Source organism: Pseudomonas sp. B21-036, from assembly GCF_024748925.1.
GTDB lineage: Bacteria > Pseudomonadota > Gammaproteobacteria > Pseudomonadales > Pseudomonadaceae > Aquipseudomonas > Aquipseudomonas palmensis.
Map to the genome: position 1 here is coordinate 82,330 of NZ_CP087178.1, position 13,406 is coordinate 95,735.

The 13,406-nt window shown below is 64.7% G+C and carries 13 protein-coding genes; 6 read left to right on the forward strand and 7 right to left on the reverse strand.

Translation table 11 applies throughout. The annotated features are described in order from the left end of the window. Window positions 1-38: 38 nt before the first annotated feature. Window positions 39-1,814: a KinB sensor domain-containing domain gene (locus LOY33_RS00405; protein ID WP_173925029.1), complete on the reverse strand. Its 1,776-nt coding sequence runs from the start codon at window positions 1,812-1,814 to the stop codon at window positions 39-41. An 8-nt stretch (window positions 1,815-1,822) separates the two neighbouring features. Continuing rightward, complete coding sequence (algB, locus tag LOY33_RS00410) at window positions 1,823-3,169, reverse strand: sigma-54-dependent response regulator transcription factor AlgB (protein ID WP_043862306.1); 1,347 nt, start codon at window positions 3,167-3,169, stop codon at window positions 1,823-1,825. A gap of 207 nt (window positions 3,170-3,376) precedes the next feature. Here algB and LOY33_RS00415 point away from each other — a divergent pair, with 207 nt between their 5' ends. The 6 genes from LOY33_RS00415 to LOY33_RS00440 all read left to right on the forward strand — a co-directional run bounded on the left by LOY33_RS00415 (window position 3,377) and on the right by LOY33_RS00440 (window position 8,852). Beyond that, window positions 3,377-4,210 carry a BON domain-containing protein gene (locus tag LOY33_RS00415; protein WP_043862307.1) on the forward strand — a complete coding sequence of 278 codons (834 nt, stop codon included), beginning with the start codon at window positions 3,377-3,379 and terminating at the stop codon, window positions 4,208-4,210. Window positions 4,211-4,383: 173 nt separating this feature from the next. Beyond that, window positions 4,384-4,665, forward strand: coding sequence for a hypothetical protein (locus tag LOY33_RS00420; protein WP_043862308.1), 282 nt, complete (start codon window positions 4,384-4,386; stop codon window positions 4,663-4,665). A gap of 57 nt (window positions 4,666-4,722) precedes the next feature. Continuing rightward, complete coding sequence (locus LOY33_RS00425) at window positions 4,723-4,887, forward strand: DUF1328 domain-containing protein (RefSeq protein WP_009401691.1); 165 nt, start codon at window positions 4,723-4,725, stop codon at window positions 4,885-4,887. Window positions 4,888-4,889: 2 nt separating this feature from the next. Further along, window positions 4,890-5,360, forward strand: a complete 471-nt coding sequence (locus tag LOY33_RS00430) for an inhibitor of vertebrate lysozyme family protein (protein ID WP_058542001.1) — start codon at window positions 4,890-4,892, stop codon at window positions 5,358-5,360. Window positions 5,361-6,088: 728 nt separating this feature from the next. Further along, window positions 6,089-7,420: a glutamate/aspartate:proton symporter GltP gene (gene gltP / locus LOY33_RS00435; RefSeq protein WP_054916020.1), complete on the forward strand. Its 1,332-nt coding sequence runs from the start codon at window positions 6,089-6,091 to the stop codon at window positions 7,418-7,420. Window positions 7,421-7,622: 202 nt separating this feature from the next. Beyond that, window positions 7,623-8,852 carry a nucleoside recognition domain-containing protein gene (locus LOY33_RS00440; RefSeq protein WP_043862311.1) on the forward strand — a complete coding sequence of 410 codons (1,230 nt, stop codon included), beginning with the start codon at window positions 7,623-7,625 and terminating at the stop codon, window positions 8,850-8,852. Here the strand turns inward: LOY33_RS00440 and LOY33_RS00445 are convergent. From LOY33_RS00445 to LOY33_RS00465, 5 genes are read right to left on the reverse strand one after another with little or no spacing between them, the layout of a single operon-like run. Beyond that, a complete protein-coding gene (locus LOY33_RS00445; protein WP_043862312.1) occupies window positions 8,834-9,442 on the reverse strand; it encodes an ABC-type transport auxiliary lipoprotein family protein in 609 nt (202 codons plus the stop codon). The two genes, LOY33_RS00440 and LOY33_RS00445, sit on opposite strands and share 19 nt — an antisense overlap. After that, the gene (locus LOY33_RS00450) at window positions 9,439-10,377 is read right to left on the reverse strand and encodes an MlaD family protein (protein WP_043862313.1); all 939 of its coding nucleotides are present in this window, start codon (window positions 10,375-10,377) and stop codon (window positions 9,439-9,441) included. The genes LOY33_RS00445 and LOY33_RS00450 overlap by 4 nt, the downstream gene beginning before the upstream one ends. Before the next feature lies 1 nt (window position 10,378). Continuing rightward, window positions 10,379-11,173, reverse strand: a complete 795-nt coding sequence (locus tag LOY33_RS00455; RefSeq protein ID WP_258660646.1) for an ABC transporter ATP-binding protein — start codon at window positions 11,171-11,173, stop codon at window positions 10,379-10,381. Then, the gene (locus LOY33_RS00460) at window positions 11,170-12,327 is read right to left on the reverse strand and encodes an ABC transporter permease (RefSeq protein WP_173925070.1); all 1,158 of its coding nucleotides are present in this window, start codon (window positions 12,325-12,327) and stop codon (window positions 11,170-11,172) included. The genes LOY33_RS00455 and LOY33_RS00460 overlap by 4 nt, the downstream gene beginning before the upstream one ends. A 43-nt stretch (window positions 12,328-12,370) precedes the next feature. After that, window positions 12,371-13,393 carry a DUF5924 family protein gene (locus LOY33_RS00465; protein WP_054916017.1) on the reverse strand — a complete coding sequence of 341 codons (1,023 nt, stop codon included), beginning with the start codon at window positions 13,391-13,393 and terminating at the stop codon, window positions 12,371-12,373. Window positions 13,394-13,406: the final 13 nt, after the last annotated feature.

The following is a 13,406-nucleotide window of genomic DNA, read 5'->3' on the forward strand; positions in this document are numbered from 1 at the left end:
CCTTCGCCAGCAAGGCTGGCGCCTGCAGGCGAAGGCGGTTACACCGGCAGCGCCATGTAGAACTGCGTGCCCTGCCCTGGCCGTGAGTACACGCCCATGCGCCCGCCATGCAACTGCACGATCTCCTTGCACAGTGCCAGGCCCAGCCCGGCACCGCCTTTCTTGCGCCCAACCTGCACGAAGGGCTCGAAAATCCGCCCCTGCTGGCCATAGGCAATGCCTTCGCCATTGTCCTCGATACTGATGATCACCCGTTCGGCATGCCGCCGGGCATTGAGGCGGATACTGCCCGCCACCGGCGTATGGCGGATGGCATTGTCCAGCAGGTTGTCCAACACCCGGTCCAGTTGCGCCGGGTCGGCCTGGATGCGCGGCAGTGGCGCGGCAAGCTCCACGCGCAACTCGATCTGCTTGTCGGCCAGCGCCGTTGCGAAGCGCTCGCGGGCCCGCGACAGCAACTCGTCGATCGCGCAGGGTTGCAGTTCGAGCTTCTGCAAGCCGCTCTGGTAGCGCGAAAAGTTGAGCAGGTCGTTGATCAGCTGGGTCAGCCGCTGCATCTCCTCGCCAATGGTGTCGAACAGGTCCGCCTCGCGGCTCTCGGCTGGAAACGTCAGGCGCTCGCGCAACAGGCCGAAGGCCATGTGCATGCCGGTCACCGGGGTGCGCAACTCGTGGGAGGCGCGCAGCACGAACTCGCTGCGCACCCGTTCGAAGGCGCGCTGTTCGGTGACGTCGTGCAGCACCATCACCGCGCCCAGGATCTGCCCCTGTGGATGGCACACCGGGGTCAGGCTGTAGGCCAGCAGGCGGGTTTCTTCATCTATTTCCAGGCTCAGGTCGTCCGGCACGCGGTCCAGGCTGCCGCCACGCAATATCAGGCGCAGCTGATCGTCCAGCTCCGGGCGTTGCAGCGCCTTGCCCAGGCCCTGGCCCAGGCGGCTGGCGTCCCAGCCCAGCTGGCGCTGGGCCACCGGGTTGAGGTGTTCCAGATGGCCTTCGCGGTCGATGATCAGCAGGCCGTCGTCGATGCTGTCGAGCACCGCCTGCAGGCGCTGCTGGCCGGCCAGCAGTTCGTCGACATTGGTGGCCTGATGCTTGCGCAGTGCCTCGGCCATCAGCCCGAAACGGCGGGTGAGCTGGTTGATCTCCACGGCCGGGGTTACCGGCAGGGTGACCTCGAAGTTGCCCTGGCCGATCTGGTCGGCGGCCTTGGCCAGCGCCTCGATCGGCTGGCCGAAGCGGCGTGCGATGCCGTGGGCAGTGATGAAACCCAGCACCAGCACGGCAAGCCCGAGCAGGCCCAGCATGCTGGAGACCAGCAGGGCACGTTCGCGGGCCTTCTGTTCACTGTGGTTGATATGCGCCAGGGCCTGCTTGTGCGAGTCGATCAGGTCGGTGCGCAACTGGTTGAAGGCTTCGCCCAGGGGTTGGTCCGGGCCCAGGTTGCGGCTGGGCTCGGGGCTGTCGCGAAAGGCCTTGAGGAAGGCCTGGTAATCACGGTTGGCGGTACTGAAACCCGCAAACCCCTCGGCCTGGCGTTCATGGCTCAGGCCCTCGTCGAGCAGTTGCTGAAACTTGTCCTGCAGCGGTTGCAGCGCCTGCACCTCGCTGTCCGGGTCCAGCAGCAGGGACAGCTGTTCACCCAGGTTCTGACGCAGCTTCAGGCCCAGGTCGAGGATGTAGGAGTTGTCGCTGATCAGCTTCTGCTGCGAGCTGGCCATCTGCTGCACGCTGACCAGGCCCAGAATCAGGCCCAGCAGGGCCACGGTGATCAGCGCCGAGATGCTGAGAAAAAGCCGCGTGCGCAGCTTCATTGCCAGCTTCACAGGTTGTACTGCTTGCGCTTGCGGTACAGCGTCGAGGCATCGATGCCCAGTGTCTTGGCGGCCTGGTCAAGGGTGTCGCTGGTGGCCAGCACTGCACCGATGTGCGCGCGCTCCAGCTCGTCGAGGCTCAATGCAGCCCCCACCCGCGGCGCGTTGCTGGTGGGTTGTTCGGCCATGCCCAGGTGGCTGACCTCTACCCGCTCCTGCGGGCAGATGATGCTCGCCCGTTCGATCACGTTGCGCAGCTCGCGAATGTTGCCCGGCCAGCGGTAGTTGAGCAGCGCGGCGCGGGCCTCGTCGCTGAAACCGCGGGCGGGGCGCGCGTATTCCTTGACGAAGCGGGCCAGGAAGCGGTCGGCCAGGGTCAGGATGTCTTCGCTGCGTTCGCGCAGCGGCGGCAGGTGCAGGGTAATCACGTTCAGACGGTACAGCAGGTCTTCGCGAAAACGCCCGTCGCGCACCATGTCCTCCAGGTTGAGGTTGGTGGCTGCCAGAATCCGCACGTCGGCGCGGCGCGTGACCGGGTCGCCGACCCGCTCGTATTCCTTGTCCTGGATGAAGCGCAGCAGCTTGGGTTGCAGGGTCAGCGGGAAGTCGCCGATCTCGTCGAGAAACAGCGTGCCGCCGTCGGCCTGGTTGACCCGGCCCAGGGTGCTTTCGCTGGCCCCGGTAAATGCCCCGCGACTATGGCCGAACAGCTCGCTTTCCATCAGTTCGGCCGTCAGCGACGGGCAGTTGATGGTCACACAGGCCTTGCGCGAGCGCTTGCTCCAGCCATGAATGGCGCGTGCCAGCTCGCCCTTACCGGTACCGGACTCGCCAAGGATCAGAATGTTGGCGTCGGTGTTGGCCACCTGGCGCGCGGTTTCGAGTACCACCATCATGGCCGGGCTGTGGGAATCCAGGCCGTCCTTGGGTTTGCGCACTTCCCCTTCCAGGGCCTCCAGACGCGCCGAGAGCTGGCGCACCTCCAGTTGTTTGGCAGTGGCCAGACGCAGCTGGTCGGGGCTGCACGGTTTGACCAGGTAATCGGCGGCGCCGGCCTGGATTGCATCGACAGCGGTGTCGACCGCCGAATGCGCGGTCACTATGACCACGCGCATCCACGGCGCCTGGATACGCATCTGCGCCAGTACGTCCAGGCCGTTGTCCTCGCCCAGGCGCAGGTCCAGAAAGCACAGGTCGAACACCTGGCGCTGCAACAGGGTTTCGGCCTGGGCGGCGCTGTTGGCCGTGGCCACGCTGTAGCCTTCATCTTCCAGGCAATAGCGGAAGGTACGCAGGATTGCGGACTCGTCGTCTACCAGCAGAATGCGGCCCTGATGTTCCGTGGCAGATTCCATTTTCCTACGCTCCTTTAAGAATGTTCTTGGTTAGTCTCGGAAAAATCGGGCAAGTTGCATGGTCGATTCTGATTGATTCCGCGCCCTGCATGCTAGCTCCCTGCTGCGAATATGACTAACTCATTGAAAATAATGAGTTTGTTTGTTTTTTGAGCACTGGCACAACGATTGCGATGATGTTCCTTCTGACCAACAGGAGGCTTCATCATGCGTGCAATACGCCCGTTGGCAGTTCTGACTGCCGCACTTCTGCTCACCCCGCTGGGTGTCACCAGCGCCTCGGCGGCCGAACCCGGCCTGCAGCAGGCCCGTCAGGAAGGCGCCTTGCAGACCGCCCTGGCGCTCAACCGACTGCTCAACCCGTTCAAGATCGAAGTGGCCATCCAGGGTCAGACCGCCCGCCTGCAGGGCGAGGTGGAAAACGAGGTGGAGCGCGAGCTGGCGGCCCAGGTGGCACTGGCCACCGCCGGCATCGAGCAGGTCGACAACCAGTTGCAGGTCAACCCCGAGCTGGTGGATGAAACCCTGCAACGGCGCGCCTATGCCCAGCGCCTGGAGGACGCCACCCTGGGGGCGGTTATCCGCGCCCGCCTGCTGTGGAGCAGCCAGACCCAGGGCCTGCCCATCGAAGTCGACAGCCGGGCCGGGGTGGTCACCCTGCGTGGCCGGGTGACCAGCGCAGAGGCCAAGCAGATGGCCGGCAGCGTGGCGGCCTCTACCGATGGCGTGTACCTGGTCAACAACCTGATCAGCCTGGGCGTGAGCGACCCGGCCCAGGCCCGCGAGCAGGCCGCTGCGGCAGCGGCCGAGGTGCAGAGCGACGCGTGGATCAACGACAAGGTGCAGACCAGCTTCTTATATAGCCGCAACCTGGACGGGCCCAACATCAAGGTGGCGACCCAGGAGGGCGTGGTGCGCCTGTCCGGGGAAGTCATGAGCAACGAGCAGAAGACCATCGCCCAGGAGATTGCCCGCCAGATCCGCGGCGTGCGCGGGGTGGACGCCGACATGCTCAAGGTGGCGATCAAGGTGGAGGGCTGATCGTGCAAATCGCACGAGGCCCTGGGGGGCATCGTGCAGGATGCGTCCTGCAGCTGCCCTCAGTACATACCTAACATGTTGATTTATAAGCATTTTATTTGATTTCAAAAGCTGGCATGCAGGCTGCAATGACTCTATCAGTCAATAACAACGATGCAGCAGAGGAGCCCGGCATGAACCTGTTAACCGCCGCCCTAGTGCAGATTTCCCCGCTTCACGTACGCCAGTTGCTGTTTCTCTGCCTGGCGGCGCTTCTGACCCTGGTTGCAGGGCAGATGTACAGCATCTGGCAGTCCAAGCAGATCGCCAACCAGATGTCCGTACAGGCTTATCACGTGGCCCATGTGCAGGCCACGCGTGCTTCGATGCTGGAAGCCAGGACCGCGCCACGTACCCACTCGGTCGATGCGGCCACCGTGGAAACCGTCGTGCCGCAGGAACGCTGGGTGTTCTGACCGAGCAATGCCCCACATCTGACACAACCGCTTTCAAAAACGGTAAGGAGAAACACCATGTTAAGTTGGGCCATCACCTTCCTGATCATCGCCATTGTCGCTGCCGTACTGGGCTTCGGTGGTATCGCCGGCGCCGCTACCGGTATCGCGAAGATTCTCTTCATTGTCTTCCTGGTACTGTTCGTCGCTTCCTTCTTCTTCGGTCGTCGCGGTAGAGGTTGACTATGAAAGGGACGCTCTACAGAGCCCTGGCAGGCGCCCTGATGGTGGGGGCCTGTACAGCGGCGATGGCGGCCAATGACGGCCAGGTCCGGACCAGCCAACTGCTTGGTTCGGACCCCGAGTACCGGGAAACCTGGCAGAAAGTGGTCAAAAAGCAGGAGCGGCTGCCCGATTGGGTCATCAACCTCAGTGGTGCTTCCACCGAGCAGATGACGGCGATCGAGGAAGACGGCGACAAGTATCTGGTCGGCCCCTTGTGTGAGACCGAGCAGAGCTGCGACAGCAGCCGTCTTATCGTGGCCTTCAGCTGGGACAAGGATGAGGCATACGCGCTGTGGGTCCAGGTACCCGCCGGCCTGCCTGCCGACAAGTCACCCAGCCGTCACACCGACAAGCGTTGGTTGGGCGAGCCGAATGACGGCATGAAACAGATGCTCGAAGAGCAGCTGAAGAAAGACCCGAACTACTACTGAGTGTCGCCGGACGCATCAGTATCACCATGGAAGCTGAACCTTTTGCCTGTTCCAGTTTCTATGCTGCGCCCGCTCGAGGAGAGCGGACGCATGACCAGGGGGCCGGGCTGCTCTGATTGCTACAGGATCGGAGGGGCCTAGGGGTACAGGGAGTACCTCCTTCATGGGCCGGGTCAGGGTGGTAAACGGCAACACAGTCGTGGACCGGGGTCGCATGCCGCCAGGGCAGCCCCCGGTCAGACTTGTGCACCCGGCGCAAGCCTGATGCATTTCCCCGCTTGAAAGTGACAGATCGGCCAGACGGCTGACCACCCATCAAAAAAATTCCTGACTTCTTTGACCTGCCAAATGACGTTTTTCACGCATTCGGATTGTCGAACAACGCTGTTTTGCCGGTTTGTGGATACCGCTGTATCGGCCTAATCATGGCGCTTTGGCCTTATTCGGGATTCCGAACGGGTAGGTTTTCTGCCGCTGGGACGTCCGTTTCATGCCAAAAAGATCATGCCGATTAGGCATAGGGTAGTCATTTACGGCATTAGACTCAGTGCGCCTGCATCGGAATAGTTGCGCCTTTTTCGCTGGTCCGAGCGCCCCTTGCGCTCACTTGCGGTGACCTTCTACGGCGCATTGCCTGCACCATGAAAACTCCAGGGAATCGCTTTCAGCGGCTCTAGAATGCAGGTTTCAAGGCAGTGACCGTGTCCACTTGAACAAAGGGTAACGACATGAAGAAGGCAAAACTAAGCCTCGCCTGGCAAATCCTCATCGGTCTGGTATTGGGGATCGCCATCGGGGCGTTGCTGAACCATTTCAGTGCAGAAAAGGCATGGTGGATCAGTAACGTCCTGCAACCGGCAGGTGACATCTTCATTCGCCTGATCAAGATGATCGTCATCCCGATCGTGATTTCGTCGCTGGTCGTGGGTATCGCCGGGGTTGGCGATGCGAAGAAACTTGGCAGTATCGGCCTCAAGACCATCATCTATTTCGAGGTAGTGACCACCATCGCGATCGTGGTCGGCCTGGTGTTGGCCAACCTGTTCCACCCGGGCGCCGGCATCGACATGAGCACCCTGGGCACCGTGGATATCTCCAAGTACCAGGCCACCGCCGCCGAGGTGCAGCATGAGCATGCGTTCATCGAGACCATCCTCAACCTGATCCCGTCGAACATCTTTGCAGCGCTGATGCGTGGCGAGATGCTGCCGATCATCTTCTTCTCGGTGCTGTTCGGCCTGGGCCTGTCGAGCCTGCAGGCAGACATCCGCGACCCGCTGGTGAAAACCTTCCAGGGCGTGTCGGAAGCCATGTTCAAGGTCACCCACATGATCATGAACTACGCCCCGATCGGCGTGTTCGCCCTGATTGCGGTGACCGTGGCCAACTTCGGTTTCGCCTCGCTGCTGCCGCTGGCCAAGCTGGTGCTGCTGGTGTACTTCGCCATCGCCTTCTTCGCCTTCATGGTGCTGGGCCTGATCGCCCGCCTGTTCGGTTTCTCGATCCTGAAACTGATGCGCATCTTCAAGGACGAGCTGATCCTGGCCTATTCCACCGCCAGCTCCGAGACCGTGCTGCCGCGCGTGATCCAGAAGATGGAAGCCTACGGTTCGCCCAAGGCCATCTGCAGCTTCGTGGTGCCGACCGGCTACTCGTTCAACCTGGACGGTTCGACCCTGTACCAGAGCATCGCGGCGATCTTCATCGCGCAGCTGTACGGCATCGACCTGTCGATCAGCCAGCAACTGCTGCTGGTGCTGACCCTGATGGTCACCTCCAAAGGCATTGCCGGTGTGCCGGGCGTATCGTTCGTGGTGCTGCTGGCGACCCTGGGCAGTGTGGGCATCCCGCTCGAAGGCCTGGCGTTCATCGCCGGTGTCGACCGCATCATGGACATGGCGCGTACCGCCCTGAACGTGATCGGCAACGCCCTGGCGGTGCTGGTCATCTCGCGTTGGGAAGGCATGTATGACGATGCCAAGGGCCAGGCGTACTGGAACTCGCTGCCGCACTGGCGCAGCAAGACCCCGGCGCCGGCTGGCGAGACCGCTCAGCACTAAGCTGCTGACGGCCTGAAACACAAGAGCCCCGACCCGTCGGGGCTTTTTGTTGCCTGCCAGAAGCTTCGCCGGCAAGGCCGGCTGCTACAGACGATGCCGAACCTGTAGGAGCCGGCCTTGCCGGCGAATGGGCCGCCGCCGTTTATGGCGTCTGCCTACCCACCCCGCTATCATGCGCTCCAACTTGCAAGGGAAACGACCAATGCTCAACGGCCTCTGGCTCGGCTTTTTCGTGGTGGCCGCCCTCTCCGCACTGGTGCAGTGGCTGGTGGGTGGCAACGCGGGCATCTTCGCCGCCATGGTCGAGAGTATCTTCGCCATGGCCAAGCTTTCGGTCGAAGTCATGGTGCTGCTGTTCGGTACCCTGACCCTGTGGCTGGGCTTTCTGAAGATCGCCGAAAAGGCCGGTATCGTCGATTGGCTGGCCAAGGTACTCGGCCCGCTGTTCCGTCGCCTGATGCCCGAGGTACCGCCCGGCCACCCGGCGCTGGGCCTGATCACCCTGAACTTCGCCGCCAACGGCCTGGGCCTGGACAACGCCGCCACGCCTATCGGCCTCAAGGCCATGCGCGCCCTGCAGGAGCTCAACCCCAGCTCCACCACGGCAAGCAACGCGCAGATCCTGTTCCTGGTGCTCAATGCCTCGTCACTGACCCTGCTGCCGGTGACCATCTTCATGTACCGCGCCCAGCAAGGCGCTATGGACCCGACCCTGGTGTTCCTGCCGATCCTGCTGGCCACCAGCGCCTCGACCCTGGTGGGCCTGCTGTCGGTGGCGGTGATGCAGCGCCTGCGCCTGTGGGACCCGGTGGTGCTCGCCTACATGGTGCCCGGCGCGCTGCTGCTGGGCGGCTTCATGGCGCTGCTGGCGGGCCTGTCGGCCACCGCGCTGGCCACCCTGTCGTCGATCCTGGGCAACCTCACGCTGTTCGGCCTGATCATGCTGTTTCTGCTGATCGGCGCATTCAAGCGGGTGCCGGTGTACGAAACCTTCGTCGAAGGTGCCAAGGAAGGGTTCGACGTGGCCAAGAGCCTGCTGCCCTACCTGGTGGCGATGCTGTGCGCGGTCGGCGTGCTGCGCGCCTCGGGGGCGCTGGAGTTCGGCCTGGACGGCATTCGTCATGTCATCGAATGGCTGGGCTGGGACACGCGTTTCGTCGATGCCCTGCCCACGGCGCTGGTCAAGCCGTTCTCCGGCAGCGCGGCGCGGGCCATGCTGATCGAGACCATGCAGACCCACGGGGTGGACAGCTTCCCGGCACTGGTGGCCGCGACCATCCAGGGCAGCACCGAAACCACCTTCTACGTACTGGCGGTGTATTTCGGCGCCGTGGGTATCCAGCGCGCACGCCACGCCGTGGGCTGCGCGCTGCTGGCCGAGCTGGCCGGGGTGCTGGCGGCCATCGCGGTGTGCTACTGGTTCTTCGCCTGAGCCACGGTCCAGTCCACCAGTTGCGCCATCAGCCGGTCGGTGGCCTGGCCGAAGCCGCCGACCACCGCCGGTACCTGGGTCTGCGCCACCGGCTGGCGCACCTCGAAGCTGTGGCTGGCCAGCACGCGCTGGGTACGCCCCTGCACCAGTCGCGCATCCAGGCGCACCACTACTGCCAGCCCGGCATCGCTGTACTCGCTCTGGAACGCCTGCAGTTCGCCGACGATCTCGTAGTCGGCCTGCAGGTTGGCGTCGTCGGCACTTACCCGCTGTACCCGGCCGTCGCGCTGGAAGGCGTCGAGCATGCGGTTGCGCAGCAGTGCCGGCACCGGGTCGGCCCAGCGTGCGCCCTTGTAGCTGCTGATCAGGTTGCCTGCCGGCACCACGGCAATGCGCGGTGTGCCGAGGATCTCGCTGGCCAGCGGCTTGTTGATACGCAGGGTCCAGGCCACGGGTGCGGCGTTGCTGCGCACCGGTTGCGCCGCCGGCAGGCGGTACACGTCGGCCGGCTCCGCCTTGGGCAGGATCGAGCAGGCGCTGCTCAGGCTCAGCAGCGCGGCCAGGGCGAGGGTGCGGCAGGGGCGGCTCATGGGGTGAACTCCTTGTTTTTGTCGCGGCCCAGCAGGTAACCGCTGGGGTTGGCCTCCAGGCGCTGGGAGATGCCCTTCAAGGCAGTCAGGGTATCGCGCAGTTCGCGAATCGCCGGGGCCAGTTCGTTGAAGCCCTGGGCGCCGCTGGTGATCGCCTCGCGGTTGTCGGTGAGCAACGCGTCGATGGTGGCGGTGCTGCGCGCCAGCGACTGCATGGCCTGGTCGGCACTGTTGACGATCTGCTTGCCGTCGCTGCCGAGCAGGCTGTTGGCGTTGCGCATCAGCTGGCTGGTCTGCTCCAGCGCCGCGCCGGCCTGCTTGCCCACCTGGGCCATCTGCTGGATGGCCAGGCGGATGTCGTCGCGCTGCCCGGCAATCGCGCCGGTGGTCTGCTCCAGGTTGGCCAGGGTGGCGCCCAGGCGGGTGGCATTCTCTTCGGAGAACAGCCGGTTGGCGTTGTGCAGCAGCAGGTTGATGTTGGTCACCAGGTCGCTGCTGTTGTTGAGCAGGCGCGCAATCGGCGATGGCGAGGCGACGATCACCGGCAGCCGGCCGCCCTTGCCTTCCAGCGGCGGGCTCTGCGGGGTGCCGCCGCTGAGCTGGATCAGCGAGGTGCCGGTGACGCCGGTCAGGGTCAGCTTGGCCTGGGTGTCCTGCTTGATCGGGGTCTCGGCGCTCAGGCGGATCTGCGCCAGCACCCGGCGGGGGTCGTTGGGGTCCAGGCGCAGGCTGATCACATCGCCCACCTTGATCCCGCTGTACTGCACCGCACTGCCCTTGGACAGCCCGGTGACGGCCTCGTTGAACACCACCTCGTAGTCCTTGAAGGTGCTGTCGACGCTCGACTTGGCCAGCCACAGGCCGAACAGCATGGCGCCGGCCACCACCAGCACGGTGACCAGCCCGATCAACACATGGTGCGCGCGGGTTTCCATTTCAGTTCTCCTTGAGCGCTGTGGCGGCCTGGTAGGCCGCACGGCCGCGCGGGCCATGAAAATAGTCGTGAATCCACGCGTCGTCGGTTTCCGAGACCTGGTCGATGGGGCCGGCCACCAGCACCTTCTTCTGCGCCAGCACGGCCACGCGGTCGGTGATGGTGTAGAGGGTGTCCAGGTCGTGGGTGATCAGGAACACGCTCAGGCCCAGCGCATCGCGCAGGGTCAGGATCAACTGGTCGAAGGCGGCCGCGCCGATCGGGTCGAGCCCGGCGGTGGGCTCGTCGAGAAACAGGATGTCCGGGTCCAGCGCCAGGGCGCGGGCCAGGGCGGCGCGCTTGATCATGCCGCCCGACAGCGACGCGGGGTATTTGTCGGCCGCCGACAGCGGCAGCCCGGCCAGGGCCAGCTTGACCCCGGCCAGATGCTCGGCGTCGGCGCGGCTCAGGCCGGCATGTTCGATCAGCGGCAGTGCGACGTTCTCGGTGACGGTCAACGACGAGAACAGCGCGCCCTTCTGGTACAGCACGCCGAAGCGACGCTCCACCTGCGAGCGCTGCTGGTCGCTGGCCTGGCTGAGGTCCTGGTCGAAGATCCTCACCGTGCCCTCGTTGGGCCGGCGCAGGCCGACGATGCTGCGCAGCAGCACCGACTTGCCACTGCCCGAGCCGCCGACCACGGCGAGGATCTCGCCGCGGTACAGGTCCAGGTCGAGCTGTTCGTGCACGCTCTGGGTGCCGAAGCGGTTGCACAGGCCCCGCACCTCGATGACCTTCTCGTGGCTTGCCTCACTCACCAGCTCATCTCCATGAAGAACAGCGCGAACACCGCATCCAGCACGATCACCACGAAGATCGACTGGACCACCGCCGAGGTGGTGTGGGCGCCGACCGATTCGGCGCTGCCGGTCACCTTGAAACCTTCCAGGCAACCGATGGCCGCGATCAGGAAGGCGAAGAACGGCGCCTTGGCCAGGCCCACCAGGAAGTGCTGCACGCCGATGTCGCTTTCCAGCAGCGACAGGAACATCGCCGGCGAGATGTCCAGCGACACCGCGCACACCACGGCGCCGCCGATGATGCCGCACAGCATCGCGACGAAGGTCAGCAATGGCAGCGCGATCAGCAGCGACAGCACCCGCGGCACCACCAGCAGCTCGACCGGGTCCAGGCCCAGGGTGCGGATCGCATCGATTTCCTCGTTGGCCTTCATCGAGCCGATCTGCGCGGTGAAGGCGCTGGCGGTGCGTCCTGCCATCAGGATGGCGGTAAGCAGCACGCCGAATTCACGCAGGAACGAGAACGCCACCAGGTCGACGGTGAAGATGCTCGCGCCGAAACTGGCCAGCACCGTGGCGCCCAGAAAGGCCACCACCGCACCCACCAGAAAGGTCAGCAGCGCGACGATGGGCGCCGCGTCCAGGCCTGTCTGTTCGATGTGCGCGACCACGGCGGTCATACGCCAGCGCCTGGGTTGCAGCAGGCGCCGGGCCAGGGTGGCGATGATCAGGCCGATGAAGCCGAGCAGTTGCCGGGTGTCTTGCCACAGCACGTCGACTGCCCGGCCGATGCGGCACAGCAGCTGGGTCAGCACGGACGTTTCCGGCTGGCGCTCTGGCAGGCAGTAGTCCTGTAGCGAGCAGTACACGGTGTGCAGCAAGGCGCGGTCGGCGGCCGACAGCGGGCTGGCGTGGTCATCGGCCAGTTGCCCCAGGCGCTCGGCACCCAGCAGTTCGACCAGCAGCGAGGCGCCGGCGGTGTCCAGCTTGCCCAGCTGGGCGAGGTCGACCTGGGCGCTGGCATCGTACTGGCCGTGCAGGGCCTCGGTGCTGCGCTTGAGCGGCGTGTAGTTGGCCAGGGTCCAGTCGCCGGCGATGCGCAGGCAGGCCGGGCTGCGCGTGGTATCGAGGGTGGCGCTGGCGGGGGTGACGGTGGTGGTCATAGGCTCCAGACAGTCCGGCAGGCGCTCCAGTGCGCCGGGTCAGAGCATAGCGTCACTTGGCGACGGATGCTTGACCGTCATCAACCACCTCGAAGCGCAGCACGCCGATCACCTGGCCGTCCTCGGTGAGCACGCGCACCTGCCAGTGCCCGACCGGGTTGCTGGGGAACACCTGCTTGTGGGTCCAGGCGCGGTAGCCTTCCTTGCGCCCGCCATTGATGTTCAGGGCAATGCGATCGACCTCTTTGCCGTCCTGTTTCCATACGTGGTAGATGCGTTCGTTGAGGCCGCGCGGAGCCTTGATCGCGGTATAGGCATAGAGCCCGGCGCTGCGGATCTGGCTGGCGCTGACCTGCTCCAGGCTGTCGCCGGGGGTGCGGTTCTGCAGCTGGGTGCTGATGGCCACTTCGGTCATCCACAGTGTCGCCGGCGGCACCCACGAGCGCAGCAGCCAGCCGCTGCCGCCAACGGCCAGGGTGACCAGCACCAGCATGGCGGCACGGCGCCAGTGATTGATCGGGAAGCTGCTGGCCAGGCTCGGGAACGACAGCAGCATGGCGATGCCCAGCGCCAGCTTGAAGCTCTGCGACGTGGTCAGGTGCAGGATGATCGGCAGCGCCGTGAGCAGCGCGGCGAACAGGGTCAGGGTGTGCAGGGCCAGGAACAGCCAGCGGCGCGGCGCCAGCCAGCGGTAGTACAGCGGGTCGACGATCGACACCAGCCCGGCGCCGGCCAGCAGGCCGGTGAACACCAGCTGGCCGCTGTTCCAGGTGGTGGTGACGAAGAAGAACGGCAGCACGAAGAACAGGCTTTCCTGGTGGATCATCTGCGTGGCGTAGCGCAGCAGCGGCTGCGGGATCTCGCGCTTGAACAGGCGGGTGAACAGCTGGGTGAAGGTGTTCTCGAACATCAGCCACAGCCAGCTCACCAGCAACAGGATGGCGACCCAGCTGGCCAGGCCTTCCTGACGGTCTACCAGGATGAAACTGCCGATACCGGAAATGAAACCGCCGAGGGCGATGACCCCCGGGTAGCGCTTTATCAGGTCGATCAGGCGCAGGAGAAGTGCGGGCATGGTGGGGCGTTCG